18 protein-coding genes and 3 pseudogenes are annotated in these 18,425 nt (G+C 67.9%); 13 read left to right on the forward strand and 8 right to left on the reverse strand.

Features of this window, described 5'->3' with window-relative positions; translation table 11 throughout:
* Positions 1–503: 503 nt before the first annotated feature.
* On the reverse strand, positions 504–1,340 hold the full coding sequence (locus B0E53_RS02330) for a LysR family transcriptional regulator (protein WP_107074425.1): 837 nt from the start codon (positions 1,338–1,340) through the stop codon (positions 504–506).
* A gap of 96 nt (positions 1,341–1,436) precedes the next feature.
* On the opposite strand from B0E53_RS02330, the gene B0E53_RS02335 reads away from it, so the two are divergent.
* A complete protein-coding gene (locus B0E53_RS02335; RefSeq protein ID WP_107074426.1) occupies positions 1,437–2,162 on the forward strand; it encodes an SDR family NAD(P)-dependent oxidoreductase in 726 nt (241 codons plus the stop codon).
* A 643-nt stretch (positions 2,163–2,805) separates the two neighbouring features.
* On the opposite strand, the gene B0E53_RS02340 is transcribed toward B0E53_RS02335, so the two are convergent.
* Both B0E53_RS02340 and B0E53_RS02345 read right to left on the reverse strand, forming a co-directional pair.
* Entirely contained in the window at positions 2,806–3,264 is a 459-nt protein-coding gene (locus B0E53_RS02340; protein WP_107074427.1) for an SRPBCC family protein, read from the reverse strand.
* Between the two features lie 162 nt (positions 3,265–3,426).
* Entirely contained in the window at positions 3,427–3,867 is a 441-nt protein-coding gene (locus B0E53_RS02345; protein WP_107074428.1) for a VOC family protein, read from the reverse strand.
* A 384-nt stretch (positions 3,868–4,251) separates the two neighbouring features.
* Between B0E53_RS02345 and B0E53_RS37295 the strand changes: the two genes are divergently transcribed.
* A complete protein-coding gene (locus tag B0E53_RS37295) occupies positions 4,252–4,413 on the forward strand; it encodes a hypothetical protein (protein ID WP_168215192.1) in 162 nt (53 codons plus the stop codon).
* Between the two features lie 334 nt (positions 4,414–4,747).
* Here B0E53_RS37295 and B0E53_RS02360 read toward each other — a convergent pair whose 3' ends face one another.
* Positions 4,748–5,776, reverse strand: a complete 1,029-nt coding sequence (locus B0E53_RS02360) for a methyltransferase (RefSeq protein ID WP_210405873.1) — start codon at positions 5,774–5,776, stop codon at positions 4,748–4,750.
* Between the two features lie 577 nt (positions 5,777–6,353).
* On the opposite strand from B0E53_RS02360, the gene B0E53_RS02365 reads away from it, so the two are divergent.
* The gene (locus tag B0E53_RS02365) at positions 6,354–6,545 is read left to right on the forward strand and encodes a DUF6444 domain-containing protein (RefSeq protein WP_107074431.1); all 192 of its coding nucleotides are present in this window, start codon (positions 6,354–6,356) and stop codon (positions 6,543–6,545) included.
* On the opposite strand, the gene B0E53_RS38985 is transcribed toward B0E53_RS02365, so the two are convergent.
* Positions 6,542–6,961 carry a hypothetical protein gene (locus tag B0E53_RS38985; protein ID WP_246835186.1) on the reverse strand — a complete coding sequence of 140 codons (420 nt, stop codon included), beginning with the start codon at positions 6,959–6,961 and terminating at the stop codon, positions 6,542–6,544. The two genes, B0E53_RS02365 and B0E53_RS38985, sit on opposite strands and share 4 nt — an antisense overlap.
* A 566-nt stretch (positions 6,962–7,527) precedes the next feature.
* Positions 7,528–7,678: pseudogene (locus B0E53_RS38990) on the reverse strand (IS5/IS1182 family transposase); the annotation flags it as partial.
* Between the two features lie 433 nt (positions 7,679–8,111).
* Between B0E53_RS38990 and B0E53_RS02380 the strand changes: the two are divergent.
* A pseudogene (locus B0E53_RS02380) lies at positions 8,112–8,306 on the forward strand (hypothetical protein); the annotation flags it as partial.
* A gap of 98 nt (positions 8,307–8,404) precedes the next feature.
* A complete protein-coding gene (locus B0E53_RS02385) occupies positions 8,405–9,358 on the forward strand; it encodes a hypothetical protein (RefSeq protein ID WP_107074433.1) in 954 nt (317 codons plus the stop codon).
* Between the two features lie 288 nt (positions 9,359–9,646).
* On the opposite strand, the gene B0E53_RS38405 is transcribed toward B0E53_RS02385, so the two are convergent.
* Positions 9,647–9,787 (reverse strand): hypothetical protein, encoded by a 141-nt coding sequence (locus tag B0E53_RS38405; RefSeq protein WP_210405874.1) that lies wholly within the window; start codon positions 9,785–9,787, stop codon positions 9,647–9,649.
* A gap of 10 nt (positions 9,788–9,797) precedes the next feature.
* Here B0E53_RS38405 and B0E53_RS38995 point away from each other — a divergent pair, with 10 nt between their 5' ends.
* The 4 genes from B0E53_RS38995 (at position 9,798) to B0E53_RS39000 (ending at position 12,060) form a co-directional block, all read left to right on the forward strand.
* Positions 9,798–10,133: a hypothetical protein gene (locus tag B0E53_RS38995; RefSeq protein WP_246835187.1), complete on the forward strand. Its 336-nt coding sequence runs from the start codon at positions 9,798–9,800 to the stop codon at positions 10,131–10,133.
* 39 nt (positions 10,134–10,172) lie between these two features.
* Complete coding sequence (locus B0E53_RS02395; RefSeq protein WP_107074434.1) at positions 10,173–10,370, forward strand: hypothetical protein; 198 nt, start codon at positions 10,173–10,175, stop codon at positions 10,368–10,370.
* Between the two features lie 720 nt (positions 10,371–11,090).
* A complete protein-coding gene (locus B0E53_RS02400) occupies positions 11,091–11,732 on the forward strand; it encodes a group II intron maturase-specific domain-containing protein (protein WP_210405876.1) in 642 nt (213 codons plus the stop codon).
* Positions 11,733–11,736: 4 nt separating this feature from the next.
* Entirely contained in the window at positions 11,737–12,060 is a 324-nt protein-coding gene (locus tag B0E53_RS39000; protein WP_246835188.1) for a hypothetical protein, read from the forward strand.
* A gap of 282 nt (positions 12,061–12,342) precedes the next feature.
* Here B0E53_RS39000 and B0E53_RS02410 read toward each other — a convergent pair whose 3' ends face one another.
* The gene (locus B0E53_RS02410) at positions 12,343–13,842 is read right to left on the reverse strand and encodes a protein kinase (RefSeq protein ID WP_168215193.1); all 1,500 of its coding nucleotides are present in this window, start codon (positions 13,840–13,842) and stop codon (positions 12,343–12,345) included.
* 1,023 nt (positions 13,843–14,865) lie between these two features.
* Between B0E53_RS02410 and B0E53_RS02415 the strand changes: the two genes are divergently transcribed.
* The 4 genes and pseudogenes from B0E53_RS02415 to B0E53_RS02430 all read left to right on the forward strand — a co-directional run bounded on the left by B0E53_RS02415 (position 14,866) and on the right by B0E53_RS02430 (position 18,402).
* A complete protein-coding gene (locus B0E53_RS02415) occupies positions 14,866–16,179 on the forward strand; it encodes a phytase (RefSeq protein WP_107074437.1) in 1,314 nt (437 codons plus the stop codon).
* Between the two features lie 248 nt (positions 16,180–16,427).
* Positions 16,428–17,588, forward strand: coding sequence for an alkaline phosphatase PhoX (locus B0E53_RS02420; protein ID WP_107074438.1), 1,161 nt, complete (start codon positions 16,428–16,430; stop codon positions 17,586–17,588).
* A 147-nt stretch (positions 17,589–17,735) separates the two neighbouring features.
* Positions 17,736–17,870 (forward strand): annotated as a pseudogene (locus B0E53_RS02425) (sugar ABC transporter permease); the annotation flags it as partial.
* A 136-nt stretch (positions 17,871–18,006) separates the two neighbouring features.
* On the forward strand, positions 18,007–18,402 hold the full coding sequence (locus B0E53_RS02430; RefSeq protein WP_107074439.1) for a VOC family protein: 396 nt from the start codon (positions 18,007–18,009) through the stop codon (positions 18,400–18,402).
* Positions 18,403–18,425 lie beyond the last annotated feature (23 nt).

Genomic DNA, 18,425 nt, shown 5'->3' on the forward strand with positions numbered 1-18,425 from the left:
GATCCGACGGATCGCCCCGACCGCGGACGCCGGATCCCGGCGGGCCTCGACCGCCAACCGAGTCGCACGCTCACGCAACTCATCGTTGTACTTCTTCGGTGCCGGCATCGCTGGTGTTCCTCCCAGGTTTCGATGTCTCCATCAAACCCGGTGCGGGACACTATGCCGCCACGACTCAGCAGATGACGGCGGCCTGCCTCCAGCGCGGAACCCGGCGAGGACAGTTTGCCCAGTCGGGCCGCTGACCAGGTCGGTCAAGGGATCGGCGGCAGATTGGCTAGGGGAATCAGTCTGCTGCCGACCCCCTGGGCGTGTCCCTCCGTCCCAATCTGTCGGCATCCTTACATCGGCCGGTTCAGGATGCTGCCGGTACCAGGGGGCCAGTCACCGAGTGTGACCGCTTTCGGTCGTGCGGCCGGCGCGGACAGCGGCAGATGTTCGCACCCGATCGCGTGCTTTCCGGGCCACCGGTCTTGCCCCCATGTCGTGCCTCCTGAAGAGGCTCAGAGGCGTGTGGCTACGCGGACGAGGTCGGCGAGTGCTCGGGAACGGCTGTGTGGCGGCCAGGCGATAACGGTCGTCACGGTCGGCGCGTCGAGAACCGGCACGGCGGCCAGGCCTTCGAGCAGGTTGGCGCGGCAGGATTCGGGCAGGACCACGGTGGTGCGGCCAAGCGCGATCAGCTGGAAGAGCTGTGTCTGGTTGCGTACTTCCGCTCCGGGGCCTTCGGGATAGGCGCCGCCGGGGCCGGGCCAGCGGGCAAGCGGGAGGTCCGGCAGTGAACTGACATCCGCCGTCCGGACGTGGGACCTGCCGGCGAGCGGATGCGAGGCAGGAAGGATGGCGACCTGTCCCTCGGTGTTCAGAATTTCGGTGTCGAGTTCGGCCGTCGAGTCGAAGGGTTGATGCAGCAGTGCCACGTCGGCCTGGCCATCATGCAGCATTTGCTGGGGCTGGGATTCGCAGAGCAGCAGGTCGACGGCGACGGCACTCGGCTCGGCGGCGTACGCGTCGAGCAACTTTGCCAGCAGTTCGCCGGAGGCGCCGGCCTTGGTGGCCAGGACGAGCGAGGGCTGACTCGTCGCGGCACGTTGGGTGCGCCGCTCGGCTGCGGCCAGCGCGCCGAGGATCGCCCGGCCTTCGGCCAGCAGCACTGATCCGGCTTCGGTGAGGGTGACTTTGCGGCTGGTGCGTTCCAGCAACGCGACTCCGAGTCGTTGCTCGAGCTGAGTGATCGTCCGCGACAGCGGCGGCTGGGCGATACCCAGGCGCCGGGCGGCCCGGCCGAAGTGCAACTCCTCGGCGACCGCAACGAAGTACCGCAACTCCCGCGTCTCCACCCCGTTCAGACTACCGTCGGATCAATATCAGCTGGGTATCGTTGCGTGACTCAGACGGTGTTGGTGCCCCGCCGCTGTCCGGTCACGATCAATGGCATGAGCGAACAGACGATTGCGCTGATCACCGGCGCGAACAAGGGAATCGGATACGAGATCGCGGCCGGGCTCGGCGCGCTGGGCTGGAGCGTCGGAATCGGGACCCGGGACGAGCAGCGCCGGGATGACGCCGTGGCGAAGCTGCGTGCGGCCGGCGTCGATGCGTTCGGTGTGCTTCTCGATGTGACCGACGACGCGAGCGTTGTGGCCGCCGCTGCACTGATCGAGGAGCGTGCCGGGCGGCTTGACGTGCTGGTCAACAATGCCGGCATCGCCGGGGTATGGCCGCAGGAGCCCTCGACCGTTACACCGGAGAGTATGCGGGCGGTAGTGGAGACCAACGTGATCGGCGTCGTCCGGGTCATCAACGCGATGCTGCCGCTACTGCGCCGCTCCGAGCGCCCGCGGATCGTCAACCAGTCCAGCCACGTCGCTTCTCTGACCTTGCAGACCAAGCCTGGTGTCGACCTCGGCGGAATCAGCGGGGCGTACTCACCGTCGAAGACGTTCCTCAACGCGGTCACCATCCAGTACGCCAAGGAACTGAGTGACACCAATATCAAAATCAACAACGCCTGCCCCGGCTACGTCGCTACCGATCTCAACGGCTTCCACGGAACCAGTACGCCCGCAGAAGGCGCCAAGATCGCCATTCGGCTCGCCACGCTGCCCGACGACGGCCCGACCGGAGGGCTGTTCGATGACGCCGGGAATGTGCCCTGGTGACGAGCCCCTCCTTGCTCACCCACCGTTGCGATGCCCACGAGATCTCCAGGCTGTCAAAGACCTCATCTGGGGTGTTGCGCAACGGACGCGAACGAATGAGGAGGAACTCCGCATCACGGCTGCTATCCGGGCTCCGGACGATATACGACGAATCGGTTCTACCGACGAAACTGCAGGTCGCCGCCAAACGTATCGACGAGGCCCTGTGGCGCCGGTTGCCGATCTGGGTCGTGTGCGCCAGTGAGCAGGTGAATGTGCGAACCTGGTACCGACGAACACCGGTTGGTTCGCTCACGTGCTGGACTCCCGCCGGGCCAGCATCCGCATTCCGGGCATGCAGGCCGACGTCGCCGTCGAGGACGTTGCCGCCGGATCGGGTCCCTGCGCGCGGACATCAATGCCGCCTACCGCACCAGATACGGGCGCTTCGACACCTCGACAGTCGGGCCCGAGGTGGCAGCCGCAGCCACAGCCACAGCCACGACCCTGCAGCTCAGCCGGGAGCAAGGCCGAGCTTGCCCTTGCCGATCGCCCGGTAGCCCGTCATCAGAAACCGAGCAAGGCATCCGCTCATCGGCATGGTCGGATGCGCCTCACCGGCCGAGCAGCCAACGCCCGGCCAGCGGCTATGACAAGGGCCGCGCTAGCCCAATTCGACGAGTCTGGCGAGGTTCGCCAGGGCGATGCGCGTACCCGTCTCGTTGTCTTCGGCCGGGATCGCGTCCGGAATGCCGTCATGAACAACGACGACTTCGGTGCCGCCGTCCACGTCGGCGAGCGTCGTGGTCATGGTCATGGCGCCACGCAGCGCGGGATCGTCGGTCTCGAACTCGACGACCTCGACCACCTGCCGGTCGGGCACGATCTTGACGAAGTGGCCGTGGTAGGTGTCGGTATGCGCCGTCGACTTGCCGGTATTGTCTGGTGCCTCGTACGTGAGCGAGACGCGTAACGAGCCGCCCTCGCGCGCGTCGAACTCGTGCACGTGTCCGCTCATGCCGGTGGGCACCCGCCACTTGGCGACCGCGGCCGGATCGAGCAGTGCCCGATAGACGGCTGAGCGCGGTGCCTTGACGAGTTGGGATACCTGGGTCGAGTACATGAAGTAAATCTAAGCGACGTCTCGTCACCGAGTCGTGCATCCATCGTGGATCGCGCGCTGCAGGTGATCTCGGCGGCTCACCCGGAGTGGATCTTTCCGTTCACCGGGCTGCAGCCCGCCCAGTTCCTTTAGTTCGGCGCCCGTGTGAGCGGACCTCTTTCCTCAGCTCAGCTGCTCGGCCAGCGCGAGGATGATTCCGCTCGGCCCGCGGAGATAGCAGAGCAGGTAGCTGTCCTCGTAGCGCGTCACTTCGCCAACGAGTTCGGCGCCGTGCGGACGGAGGCGGGCGAGGGTGTCCTCGATGTCGTCGACGGTGAACATGACGCGGTGCAGGCCCAGCGTGTTCGGCGGGGTGATCTCAGGCTTGGGGGTGATCGCCTTCGGGGTGTGGTACTTCGCCAGTTCGAGCCGGCCCGGGGCGTCCGGGATCCGCATCATCGCGATCTCGCTTCGCATGTCGTCGAGCCCGACGACATTTCCCGCCCAGCTTCCTTCGATCGGCATCCTGCCTTCGAGCTCCATGCCGAGTGCGGTGAAGAAAGCGACGGCGGCGTCGAGGTCGTCGACGACGATGCCGACGTTGTCCATGCGCTGAATCGTCATGTCGCCGAGGATAGGGGTGGGGTCCGACGCCGTCGGCCCAGCCAGCCGTCTCGTCGGTCATCACTTCCTCTTACGGTTGTCGGGCTCGAGCGGCAGCACCGTCACCTCCCGGGAAGTCGCGCTCGCCGCGCTCCCACCGGACAGCCACAGGATGTCGCCTGTGTCCCCGTACGGTTGAGATACTTCACGGTCAGCGGGTTGACGCTGTCGCCGTGCTCGTCCAGCGCCGAGCAGGTGGAGCGCTCGGCGCGGCGGGCCACCGTGCAGCTGTGCGGCGACCGGGGTCCCGCCGGGGAGGATGAAGGAGCGGAGCTTGTTCAGGACCGCTGACCTCGCCGCCGTTCTGCACACTCCGCTCTCGTTGACCGGCAGAGTTTTCAGCACGTGGGCACGGTCGAGCAGATCACCGACCCCGAGTACGCCACCACCTCGTTCCTGAAGGGCCTGAAGCAGGTCGACGGCTGGCAGGACATGCCGCTGACGCGCTCCGCCCAGGCGGTGCAGGTGTCGGCGTACCCCGACCACTACGCCCAGTGGGAGAAGTAGGCCGCCGACCTGGTCGCCGAACTCTGGACCAAGTGGCCCACACAGGACACGCACGAGGGCCCCTTCCCGGCCCAGGGAAGGGGCCCTCGCAAAGCCTGATCGGCGACCCCGCGTGTCGTGGCGACCATGTCCGCGTCGATTTCCTCGTCGCTCACAACGTGCGGTTGGATCCCCCAGCTGACCATGCGGCACGCCACTCGATCACACTCGCTGCCACGTCAGGCCACCTTCGGAGGCGCGGCGGCTCAGCCGGTGACGTCGAGACGGAACAGGCGGCGGCGTTGCACCAGGCGACCCGTTGCCACCCGCCACCCCGACTGTCGTCACGGTCCGGTCAGTCCTTGACGCCGATGACGACCCCGTTCGCGCCGGCCGCGACGAACGGCAGGGTACGGATGTCGGAGAACTTGGCATCCTGTAGCCAGTTCATGTACTCGGTTTCGGAGTAGTTCTTGCCGGCCGTGGTCTCGATGAGCATGTTCATACCCATCAGGGCGGCCTCGGCGGGGCCGGTGCGGTCGGCATTGAGCATCAGTTCGCTGATGATGACCACACCGCCGGGTGCCAGTGCCTCGTAGGCGCGTCGCAGCAGTTCCCGGTCGGTGTCCTCACCCCAGTCGTGCATGATCATGCTGTACAGGATCACGTCGTAGCCCGCAGGCAGCGCGGCGTCGCGCAGGAAGTCCCCGGTAACCGTGGTGATCCGTCCACTCAGTCCAGCATCGGCGATCTTCGAATCAGCGATCGGGCACACGTGGGGCAGGTCGTACACCGTCGCCGACAGGTGCGCGTAATGGCGGCACAGCTCGATCGGGAACGCTCCGGAGCCGCCCCCCACATCCAGCAGACGGGAGTGCCTGCCGAAGTCGTAGACCTCACCGAGTGCACGGGCGGTGAATGTCGAGATGCAGTGCATCGCGTCCCAGAACAACTGCAGCATCTGCGAGTCCTCGGCCACGAACGGAGAGTCTTGGACCTCCGGGTCCCAGGCGGTCGGCTTGTCCGTCCGAAGCGCATCGAGAACACGATCCCACGCCGGGTACTCGCGCTTGTCGTAGAACCGTACCAACCCACCGAAATAGTAGGGGCGTCCTTCGACCAGGAACTTCTCGGCGAGTGCGGTGTTCCCGTACCCGTCACCGCGTCTCTCCAGCAATCCCAGCGAGGCGCAAGCGGTGAGCAGCAGATCCGCCGGACGATGCGGTAGTCCGAACTCGGCAGCCGCCTCCGACACGCTCATCGTCCGACCGTCGGCGAGCCGGGTGAACAGACTCAACTCCACTGCGGCGGCGAAGGTCTTGAAGCTCGAGAAACCACTACTCAGCTGCAGCAACGGCAGGGGAGTCAGATTCGATTCATTCATTACTGTCATTTTCAGTCCGGAGCACGGCACCTGCTGGTCCGCACCCCTCCCCCTTTCGAATATCGCACTTGCGGCTTTTTCGCACGCGGCGCGCCGATGACCCTCGGGGCCGCCGCCGCGCCGTCCACGGATGTCGTACAGCGCCTCGGGGCCCAGCTTGTTGAACCAGGCATTAGTCGGGCCAGGGGCAGTAGTTGACACACGAGCCGCGACCTCCCCCACGGAAGGACGCGTTTCGTCGGGCGGAACGGCAGTGCATTCAATCGCGATGAGAGGAAGAATCCCGAGACAAAGGCGAGTTCTAATTCCGGCAGTCACATTGGAAGAAAGACCACAAACCAAGCACCACCGAGGTGGTGACTAGCCGCCAACAGCACCGATAAGCAGACAGTAACGAGCGACTTGAGGGTCAGCGAAAGCTGCGCAACAACGCATCTGGTCGCCGTCCATCATGGATAAACTCCTTGGTCCTTTGTGTTGGCTGTCACCGTACACCGCCCTCGGAGTTGCTCACAAGACGTAACTGTTTTGGCGGCCTGGCTTAATCTTGGTGGTGGTTTGAGTCATCCTGACCGTCGTGTCCGACTCGCTGGTGGTTGTGAGGCTGCTGGAGCGGCTTGCCCGGTTGGAGCAGGCTCTGGCCGAGCGGGACGCGCGGATTGAGGTGTTGACGCAGCGGGTCGCGGAGTTGGAGGCGAAGCTGCGTAGGGATTCGCGGACGTCGTCCCACGCCCCGCACGTCGACCCGATCCCACGGATTCAGGCTTAGCCTGGGCGGCGTCCCCATGCCGAGATCAGCGGCGCGAGGGTGAGGTCGAGCTCGCCGGCATCGACGGCGGCCAGGTGCGCGTCGATCTCGACGTCGTTGGCCAGCCCTGCGGCGAGCAACTCGCCGCGGACCATGCGCACCGTCGCGGTCTCCAGCCGGTCGCAGGCTACCCCGCCGACCGGGAAGCAGCCGGCCGCCGTGACATCGACCAGGCCCGCCGCACGCAACGCCCGCGGCAGCGTACGGCCGTAGCGCAGATCGGCGCCGCGGCGGGTCATCAACTCCCGGACGGCGCGCCGCAGCCGGTTGGCGCGCCGCTGCGCCGGGCCAATCTCATCGAGGCAGGCCAGCGGCTGCAGCTCGGTGTCGGCATCCTCCACCAATAGCCAACCGCCGGGCCGCAGCGCCGCCACCATCGTAGCCAACGCCGGGCACGTCGGGCACGTGAACGAGCACGAGCCGCGCGTGTACCAGGTCAAACGTGCCTGGCTGCGGCGGCGGGTCCCCGACGATGTCGTGCCGGAGCACCTCGTACCCGCCGTGCGGGTCCAGCCAGGCCGGATTGATGTCCGTGGCCAGCACGTGACCGGTTGGTCCGACGGCCGTGGCGAGTGCCTCGGGAATGCTGGGGCCTCCGGCACCAACTTCCCAGCAGCGCCAGCCCGCCCTCACTCCTAGCCTGTCGAAGTGCCCACGCGTGACACCGTCGAACAGCTCGGCCAGCCAGGTGAACCGCTCGCCCGCCTCCACCCGGGCGTTGTCGAGCAGGTAGCGGTGATCCGGGGAAGACTCGGGCGCATCCGGCGATGGGGGCCTGGACCGCGCGCCAGCAGCATTCACCGGCCCGCCCGCGGTCGTGCCCGGCTCGGGCCCGGGGCCGGCGACGGGCTGCGATGAACTCATGCCCACATCCTCACGCCCGACCGCGTGCTCTAGCAGCGCGACACGGGATGAAACCAGACACAGCCTGGCTCCAGCCAACCGGCATTTCCCGCCATTGGCTGCCCGGTACGAAACCGCCAGATCACGCCCTCGAACTGGTCCCGCGACCGCCGCGGACCGTAGGCCCCGATCGGCAGGAACGGGGGTTCAACCAACGCCCCCTCGTCGTCACTCAGCGCCCGGCGCGTCACGCCACCGTTCTACAAGGATGGAGCGGCCGACCGGCCGACCTCCACACCACCGTGATCACAACTCCAGACGGGACCTAGACCGTCCGCCGCAAGCGTGATCGACTTCTGAAACGTGGGCCTAGCTCAGCGACCTGAGCGACACCGTGGTGATCGCCCGATACGCTGCGCTGGCAGCGCGAGCATGTCGCCTACCTCGCCGAACCGAACGCGGCGCTCACGGGCCCCTCACCATCAGAGGCAACCAGCCCACCCTGCACGCCCAACTGGCCCGCTTGTCCTCACAGACCTACACGTTCACCAAGCAACACGAAAGATCGACTCACCGAGGCCCCCGGATGCCAGTGGCTCGGCGAGTTCGCCGCGCTCGAGGAGAGCCTGCGACACATCCGCAACAAGCGCGCCCAGCTCGATTCGACGAGCGGTGCAGCTCGATATCGGGCCGCTGGGCCTGGTGACGCTGCCGAGCAAGTGGCTGGTCGAATTCTGCCCGCCGATCCCCACCGCGCACCTGACTGACACGGCCGACGCTCCACCGGTCGTGTTCAACCTCGCCGACCAGGTCCGGGAGACCATCCGGCAGACCCTGCACGAACTCCTGGAACGTCGGCCCGACCCGTTCGGCCCCTGACCCGGCGCGGCTGTCCTGGGCGTCCCGCGCCGCGGGACCATCCGGTCGGTATCGATCAGATACGATATGCCAACGGTCGGTCATAGGGGGAGTGACGTATGGGTCGTCGACGGAGGATCACCTGGCGGTATCTCGCCGCCGCGCTGCTGGCGCTGACGATGGGAGCGGTCGTCCTGCCGGCGCCCGCGCAGGCGGTGGACTACCCCGGTGGGCGGCGCATCTACAGCGTCGCGCTCGGGGCCATGCCCGCCGCCGGCGCGCCCGCCACCAGTCCGGTCTGGGTCCGGCTGGCGACCTACTACTTCTTCGGCGACGGCACGGTGACCGAGAGCTTCTGGTACTGGAACCGGGCCACCGTCGTCGGGGCCGCCGGCACGGGCATCCGGACGACCGGCTGCACCGGCCACGACTGCGAGGTGCGGACGGCCGCCGGGTTCCAGCCCGGTGGTGTCGTAAAGTCCCTGAGCGGCACGTACACCAACTCCGGTGACAGCATCACCATCACCTGGAGCGAGGGCGTCCAGGAAACCTGGGCGGTCAGCCAGCCCGCCAGCGACCTGGCCCGGCTCGACTTCGTCAGCTCCAACTACGGGGTCACCGTCGGCTGGGGCTTCGGCAGTTCCGCCTCGAACGACGCGTACACGCCGGTCAGCAACATCCCGCTGACCCAGTACACCGGCCGGTACGCCGGCTACAGCGGAAGCACCGGTGCCGCCGGCCCCAGCGGGATGGACCTCCGGTCGTTCGCCCGATGCAACGGGAACTGCCTGAGCTGGCTCAGCCCCCCGACCGCCACCTGTTCGTCCTGCCCGAATGGCGCGACGTCCTCCCCGATCCGCTACTACCTCGCGGGAGCGGGCCGGCGGAACTTCTACGAGCACTGGTGCACCTGCCTGACGTCGAGCACCTGCTACACCGGTGGTTCGCACCGCAAGCCGCAGCTCCAGGTGATCGGCGACACTGGGACGTTCCACGGGTGGGTCGGCGTGGAGGCGTCCAACTCCACGGCGAACACCGGCTACTTCGCGGTGCACTTCCACGTGAACGTCTGACCGGCCGGGGGCACCGCCCGGCTCAGGTCAGGGTAGGTCCAGGGTCTGCCAGGCGGTCACCGTACGCCCGCCGGTGGACCACCAGAGCACGTCGCCCCGGCAGAACACCAGCCCCACCCCGTCGGCCACCGCCCCGGTGCGCCGCCGGGTGAGGTCGTACAGCCGCAGTTGCGTGGCGACGCCGGCGATGTCCTCCGGATCGGTGTGCAGGTAGCCGTTCAGGCGTTGTCGTACGCGAGCGACGAGGACAGGTCGCGCGCCGGCCTGGTCGAGCAGGGTCTTCGCCTTCTACTCCAGCGCAGCGACCGCGTCAGAGCCGGCGGCCCAGCGCACCGGCGGCTCAGCGGAGCCGACGAGCTGGACCCGCGCCGCCGCGAGCTTTGCGGGGTCGCCGCCCTGCAGGCCGTTCATGCCTTTCCATGCGTCCACGGTCTGCTTGGTGCTCGGCGTAGTCGTCGATGCTCGACTCGGTGTAGCCAGTCGACTCCGGGATGAGCAGGTCGGTGCGGAAGAAGCCGGGCTCGACGATCATGGTTCGGATCCCGAACGGCGACCTCCTTGCGTCAGCGACTCCATCCAGCCTTCGAGGCCGAACTTCGCCGCCGCGTACGCCGAGGTGAACTCCGCGCCGACGAACCCGGCCACCGACGAGATCGAAACGACCAGCCCCGACCGCTGGGCACGCATGACCGACAGAACCGCCCGGGTGACGTTCAGCGGACCGAACAAGTTCGTCTCGACCTGGGCCCGGAAATCCTCGGGGGTGATCGGTTGAGTTCGGGCCCGGCCCCCGCCGATCACCTACGGTCGGAGGGTGGAGGTGCTGCTGCGCGGCGGGCCGGGTGACGGCCAGCAGGTGTCCGGCGGCGGAGAGACCGTCGTTTGGCAGGCCTGCTTGTACGAGATCACGCCGGAGTTCGCCCACCGGGACGGGCGTGATCTTCGGGTGTACCGACACCGCCCGGACTGTTGCGAGCCCTACGGCCGAGGCGCCGAGGATCGCTGCGATTGACCCGCCACTACGGGCGCGCGAGACACGCTCGCCACCCGAGCTTCCCACCAGATCGAACGTATGTACGATCGCGGGGGTGCAGGAGGTAGTACGGCGGTGGTGGAACGGTGTCGTGCGCCACGAGGCGCTATCGGTCGAGTGGAGGTGGGAGACCTTCACCCGTCTGCTGTCGTAGCAGTGGGCGTGAAGCTGGAGGCAGCCTGACCGCGGGAACGCGCGGGAGGGTGGGAAGCGGCCTCGACGACGCCGGGGTGGGTTGGTACTGCCAGACGGCCCAGGTTCGGCAAGCGAGACGGAAAGGTGTACGTGAGGAACCGACGTGTAACGCCTCTTAATTCCACCACCGGCTCAAATTCCGCGGATATGGGCCGGGATCGCGGACGAATCATCCGGGCTAGCGCCGTCCGGGTGGGCTCCACGACGGGGTTGATCCCCTCGTCGTGGTGGTTGCGGAGAAGGTCTACGGCGTACCCGCAACGGGCCGCAGGGGCAAAGTTGGGCACCTCCTCCGTCGATCGATCGGTGGTGAACGTGGGAACCGTCTGGGTGCGGATCCACCGCGACGCGGCCAGCGTGGCGGAGATGGGAGGGCATGTTGTCCTGCCGGGGCACCTCGATGGGGCGGAGTCCGCGTAGTAGTCCGAGGGCGGGAGAGCCGTCTGCATGGCGAAGGCGGGCAGCGGGTTCGCAGGGAGGGACTGTCATGCCAGGAGGTCGCTGGTGAACACCGGCGCGCCGTGGCCGAGCCTCGACGAGGCGTGGCGGCGGGTACTGGAGATTCAGACCAAGCTGCATCGTTGGGCAGGCGAGGATCGGTCTCGCCGGTTTGATGATCTGTTCAACCTTGTCACCGATCCCGCGTTCCTGATGGTGGCGTGGGTGGTCCACATCGACGAGGGCTTCGACTTCCTCGGGTTCCGCATCCAGCGGCACCGGAAACGAGGCACGGGTAGACGCTGCGTATACACATACCCGTCCAAGAAAGCGGTCACCGCGATCAAGGACAAGGTCCGCACGCTCACCCACAGCTCAGCACAAGCCGACCTGACCGCCCTGCTGGAACGCGTCAACGGCGTACTACGCGGGTGGAGCAACTACTTCAAGCACGGCGTGTCCAAACGGACCTTCAGCTACCTCGGCGCCTTCACCTGGCGCCGGACAGCGATCTGGATCCGCAAACGACACAAGGGCCTGACGTGGAAGCAACTCCGACGGCGCTTCATGGCCGGCGGATGGACGATCACCGACGGACAGCTCACCCTGTTCAACCCGGCCTCGGTCACCGTCACCCGGTACCGACGCCGCAGCGTGATCCCCAACCCCTGGACGCCCCCGACACATCGCCTGACCCAGCCGACGTGAGTCCGTGGAGAGCCGGATGCAGCGAGAGTTGCACGTCCGGTTCGGGAGGCGGGCCGAAGAAACGGACCGGACGAAAGCCCGGCACCGCGCTTCGGCCCGACCTCACTGGGGGCGGCTGACCCGGCGCGACGTGTGGCTGGTCCGCGAAACGCGCTGGACGGTGATCGCCCGCGCCGGCGACACCGAGACGGGCAAGGTTCTGCGCTGGGAGTTCGATACGGAGCCGGACGCCGAGCAGATGGTTGATCGTCTGCTGCGCGCCGACAGCGCCGGTCAGTGGCGGGCGCAGGACGGCGGCACTCCCCCACCGGCTGCCATCGGGGACTGAGGCGCGGCGGGTCGCAGAATGACGATTCTTGCGACCCCGGCCGGCGCCCCATAGTGACAATTGTTCGTACTCGGCAGGCCTTAATCATGGCCGTGCACCGAGCCTTGCGAGCGCAGCCAGTTAGCTTCCCAGGGGGCTCAATCTTGGTTCGGGGCATGGCCGGCCCGGGCTTCCCCCCGGAGCATCCCGTCGACTACCTGCCGCCACCGCAAGCGGAAAGCGCCGACCGGTCACGACCAGGCCAAGTCGTCGGCCCGTGGCAGCAGGAGCTACCTCACATCTTTACCGCAGGTCGGCGGCGATCTGGTCGGCGTCGATGGTCAGGGCGTCGTAGCCGTCGGCGGTGAGCTTGCCATCGCGTCGCAGGTCACCGAGCTTGTCACGCAGCTTCTTGAGCTGGTCCTCGGCCTGGTCCGGGTCGCTCTGGGCGATCTCCTTCGCGATCGCGTCGACCTTGGTGTGTAGGTCCTTCGCGGCATCGGGGTTCAACCGGCCGGCGTCCACCTGCTCCCGGATCGACTGGCGCATGCCGGCTATCGGGTCAGCGGGTGGAGTGGGGCTCGGCTTACGCGAGGTGGCCCGAGGGCTCGGTGTCGGGCCGGCCGGTTTGCGGGTGGCGGACGCGACGGTGCGCAGCGTGGGCGTGGCGGGCGCGACGGTGAGCGGCACGGCCGGCACGCGGGGCGCCACGACGGTGGTGGCCGATGCCGGCGGCGTGGTCGGCCCCGCGGCAGAGCTGTGGTCGCCGCGGTCGAGCAGCGTAACGCCGGTCAAGGCGAGCAGCGCGACGCCGAGCAGGGCCGCCATCAGCAGCATCTCGCGCCGATGCAGTGCCGGGCCCGGCCTGGGGCGTGCCGGGCCGCCTGCGTCCGGCCTGGGTGGAGAAGCGGTCACCGGCGTGGACCGTACCGGCCGGCCCCGGTCAGCTGGCGTGACCGACACGAGGGAAACCGGCGTGCCGGCCCGAGGCAGCAGGGCTGCGAGGCGGTCCCGGACTTCGGCCGCGTCCTGCGGCCGGTCGGCGGGATCTTTGGCCAGCAGTTCGGCGACCAGGGCGTCCATCTCGACGGGTACGTCGGGCCGGCGCTCGCGCAGCGGCGGGGGTGGCTCGTTGACGTGCTGATGCAGCACACTGAGCGGCTCGCCGGCGAACGGCGGACCGCCGGCGAGCATGGCGTAGAGGGTGCAGCCCAGCCCGTACAGGTCGCTGCGGTGGTCCGCCGGCTGGCCGAGGGCCTGCTCGGGAGACATGTAGGAGCTGGTGCCAAGCTTGGTCGCCGGCTCGGTGAGGGTGTTCTCCCCCTCTGCCCAAGGAAGGCGGGCGATGCCGAAGTCGCAGATCTTCACTGTGCCGGTGGCGGTGACGATCAAGTTGCCCGGCTTCACGTCACGGTGCACCACCCCGGCCAGGTGTGCGGCGGCGATCCCGTCGCAGGCCTGCGCGGCGATCGACAACGCCTGCAGGACGGGGAGCGGGCCGTCGGCGAGCAGTGCGGACACGGTCCGCCCCTCCACCAATTCCATGATCAGATAGGAGTCGTTGTCCTCGGTGCCGAAATCGTAGACAGCGACGATATGCGGATGGGTCAGCCCGGCCGCCGCACGGGCCTCGCGGTCGAAGCGTTCCGCGGCCATCGGCTCCTTCAGACCGGCCGCGGCGAGCACCTTGATCGCCACCGGGCGGTCCAGGCGCAGGTCGCGACCCCGCCATACCTCACCCATGCCGCCGCTGCCCAGCAGCCCTTCAGTCTTGTAGCGGCCATCCAGCAGACGTCCAAGCACGGCCTCACTGCTCCAACCCAGCGCGCCGCTACACGGGGGCGGTGACGCGACGGCCGGCATCGGGGTCATCGGACGAACCATCAGGAGATCCTCATGGTGGACAGTCCCCCAAGTTGGTCAACGCGCCATCGGCACCGAGGAAACGACCGGCCAGGATCGCTGACGGCCGCCGCGACGACCGGGGTAGGTACTCAGCGAGGATCGAACGGCCTGGCCGACGCCCCCACGTCGGTCTGGACGCCGCCCAGCCGGGCCGGGCGCCGGGCAGCTGATCGAGAGCGGACCACCGCACCGGCCCGGGCGTAGGCACCCGCATCGGCCCCTCACCGCTCAGGTCCAGTCGAGACGTGGCCGCGCCGAGCGTCGCCGCCCCGGCGCCGAAGTCGACGTCGGCCTGACCGCGAGTGGCGGCCGCGCGGTAGGCGGACTTCACTGCCTCCAGGGGAACCCCGGCGGCACCGCATGCCAGCTGCCAATCGACAAGTGAGCAAGCCGCCCGTCATGGGCATGATGGTCAAGCGCCAGCGGCTCAACGCCGCGCAGCTCGTCCAGGCTCGGCCGATCTACCGAGTGCCATCGCAGCGCGTACGCCGAGGCCACACGGCCTTCGACCCCGGTGACCTGGCATGCCCCAAATCCACCGTCTGACAACCGCATCGCGGCGACATCGCCGGGTCGGACCGCTCGATCAACCACCCGGCGAAGCTACCCGACCGGAACGACCAATGCGCTCTCCCGACCTGTGCGCCGCGGAGCCGGTGGTGATGATCTCGGAAGACGAGCGACTCGGCTGCGTCGCTGGCTCGGACCCGAAATCAACCTCACCCGCTCCTTCACACTCCACAGTAATCGCCGACAGCACTTCCAGCCCGCACCACATACGGAAAGGCCTCGATTGAATGGTGGGCGGAGGGGCCGCCGAAACCTGGGTATGCGCCGAGTTTCATCCACGGCAACCGCTGCTCCCATCGGCGGCAATCTCCGTTCCGAAAAATGGCTGCCGTGACGTACACGTTGAACGCCATGGTCGCGGTGGGTGCCGTCGTCGCCGCGCTGCTCGCGCCGCCCCACGCCAGTGCCGCCACCACACAACCCGCGGTCGTGACCACCGACAGCGAAACCCCGGTCCTGTACGACGACGAGGCTGGCGGGAATGCCTCCGGTGACGATCCGGCTATCTGGGTCCACCCGGCGGATTCCCGAAATTCGCTAGTGATCGTGACGGCCAAGGAAGGCGGTCTCCGCGTCTACGACATGCGCTCGCGGGAGCTACAGTCGCTGCCGGCCACCGAGGCACCGCGGGTCGACACCGCCACGGGCCGCTACAACAACGTCGACATCGCCTATGGCGTCAGCTTGGCGGGCCGCCAGGCCGACGTCGCCGTCGTGTCCGACCGCTACAACGACCAGCTGCGGTTCTTCGTCATCGACCCGGCCGGCGCGGCGGCGCGCACCCCGCTGGCCGAGGTTACCGCCACCGACCAGAGGTTCCTGTTCAACCTCGACCGCCAGGCCGTGGACGAGGAGCGCACCGCGTACGGCCTCGCCGTCTGGCAGCCGCGGCCCGGCGAGACGTACGCCGTCGTCACCCAGGAGGGGAGGACGACCATCGCGACCGCCCGGATCGTGGAGATCGGCGGCAAGCTTGGCTACACCGACATCCAGCGCCTCGACCTGCCGAGCACCTTCCGGCTGCCGGACGGGACGACCTGGGTTCCCTGCGAGGAGCCAGGCGTACTGCCGCAGCTCGAGGGCGTCGCGGTGGACCAGGCGTCGGGCATGCTCTACGCCGCGCAGGAGGACGTCGGCCTGTGGCGGCTGCAACTGCCGCTCGGACCGGCCAGCCAGCCGAAGCTCATCGACCGGGTCAAGGACTTCGGGATCCACGCTGTCTACGACAGCGAGACCGAGGAATGCCAGCCGGTCGACCCGAACGCCAAGGGCAACGGCGGAAACCTCCTCACGGCTGACGCCGAAGGCGTCGACCTCTACTACGGGCCCGGCTCGACCGGATACGTGCTCGTGTCGAGCCAGGGCGACGACACCTTCGCGGTCTACGAGCGCCAAGGCGCGAACCAAGCGGTGGGCAGCTTCCGGGTCACGGGTGTCGACGGCGCCGACGACATCAACGGCTCCGACGGACTCGCCGTGACGAACCGCCCCGTCGGCGACTACCGGCAGGGCCTGCTCGTCACGCACGACGAGCCCGAGACCGGGCCCGACGTGGACGGCGAGCGCGACGCCACGAACTTTTCCTACGTCTCCTGGGATGACATCGCGCGGGCGATGTCGCTGACCGTGGACACCCGGGCCCGGAACGATCCGCGCTTCCGCTGAGCTCAGGCCGCCCGCAAGCGCGAAACGGCCTGCTCCAGGGCATCTGGAGCAGGCCGCTTCGCGTGTGCATCGAGCTCGGGATGTTCGCCCGCATCGGCGATGCTGCATGTCTCCGGGTTTGACCCGCCCGGCTGTCGCATTGCCGTCCACCGATCGCCAAGCGGTCGCCGCGCGCCGTTCACCTCACGCTCCGCCGCTAGTTGGCAAACCACTCCTATGTTCTCTGTACCCGATATCGAGGAGGGTTCATGGATCGGCGCACACTACTGAGGGCAACGGTGGCCGGAGCGGGTGGTTTGGTCCTGCCGTTCACGGCGTGGTCCACAGCGTACGCGGCACCGGCGCAGAACGCCGCCAGCCCCTATGGTCCGCTGCAGGCCGCCGATGCCAACGGCATCCAAGTGCCGGCTGGCTTCACCAGCCAGGTCATTGCGCGGTCCGGTCAGGTCGTGCCCGGCACGTCGTACGTCTGGCACAGCGCGCCGGACGGTGGCGCCGTGATCCCGCACGGCACCGGCTGGATCTACGTCTCCAACGCCGAGACCAGCGCCACGTCGGGCGGTGGCGCATCGATGATTTCGTTCAACTCGAACGGCCAAATCACCGGCGCCTCCCGCATCCTGTCCGGCACCAACAACAACTGCGCCGGCGGCAAGACCCCGTGGAACACCTGGCTGTCCTGCGAAGAGATCAGCCTCGGCCGCGTCTGGGAGACCTACCCCCTGGGCGGTACGGCCGTCGCACGACCGGCCATGGGCCGGTTCAAGCACGAAGCCGCCGCCGCCGACCCGGTCCGCAAGGTCATCTACCTGACCGAGGACGAAACCGACGGCCGGTTCTACCGATTCGTCCCGACCACCTGGGGCGACCTCTCCACCGGCACCCTGCAGGTCCTCGTGGCCGGTACCGCGACGTCCGGCACGTTCACCTGGGCCACCGTTCCCGACCCGGACGGATCACCCACGGTCACCCGCAGACAGGTCTCCGGCGCCAAGGTTTTCAACGGCGGAGAGGGTTGCCACTACGCCAACGACACCGTCTGGTTCACCACCAAGGGCGACAACCGGGTCTGGCAGGTCAACCTCGCCAACAACACCTACGAACTGGCCTACGACGACAGCTTGGTCAACCCGGGCCCGGCGCCGCTCACCGGGGTCGACAACGTCACCGGCTCGACGTTCGGAGACCTCTACGTCGCCGAGGACGGCGGCAACATGGAGATCTGCATGATCACCCCGGACGACACGATCTCGGTGTTCCTGCGGATCACTGGACAGAGCTCGTCGGAAATCACCGGCCCCGCCTTCACCCCCGCCGGCGATCGGCTCTACTTCTCGTCCCAGCGCGGCACCACGGGCTCCTCGTCCGGCGGCATCACCTACTGCGTGACCGGGCCGTTCCGCACCTGATGCCTGATCCGCACGGGACAATCCCGGCCCGCCCGTCCATGGGCGGGCCAGGATGCCCGGCCGGGCTGCCTCGATGCTGACTGGCCGATCGCTGACCTGCCCGTCGCCCACTTCGACGACCGCCACACGCCGTCGGCGCGCAAGCCGATCCTGGCGGTGTCGGTGCTGATCTTCGCGTTCACCCTCGGCGCGTACGAGGTGCCAGCCCTACTCGGCCACGCCTACCCGCAACCCCTACCCGTACTGGCCTACCAACGGTTCACCGCCGCCAAACTGTCCGGCCACACATTGACCGATGCCGCTGCCGGCATCGCCAACCTGCACAAGCGTCTGGGTTCCGGAACGTGATCTTCGCAGACCTGTCGGACGGGCGGTCTGGCCAATACTCTGAGCCCCGTCCGCACTATCTGGGAGAGTCATGACAAGTAGGTTCACCGAGTTGACCGTTGACTGCCACGATCCGGAGAGACTCGCGGCCTTCTGGTGCGAGGTCCTGGACTTCAAGGTGATCGACCGGAGCGAGGGCAAGGTCGAGATCGGCTCGTGGGTGCCAACCGTCGAGGATGTTCGGGCCCGCCAGATGCCGCCCACCCTGCTGTTCGTCCAGGTACCTGAGGGCAAGACGGTGAAGAACCGGCTTCACCTCGATGTCAGCCCAATCGACGGCAGCACCGCGGACGAGGTGACCAGATTACTCGGCCTCGGCGCCACCAAGACGGATGTGGGCCAGGGCTCAGACCGAAACTGGGTGGTCATGGCAGACCCCGAGGGCAACGAGTTCGACGTCCTACGCACCCTGGCACCGCAGACCTAGGCCACGAGCGGCACCCGCACCCC

The organism is Micromonospora sp. MH33 (assembly GCF_003013775.1).
Lineage (GTDB): Bacteria > Actinomycetota > Actinomycetes > Mycobacteriales > Micromonosporaceae > Micromonospora > Micromonospora fulviviridis.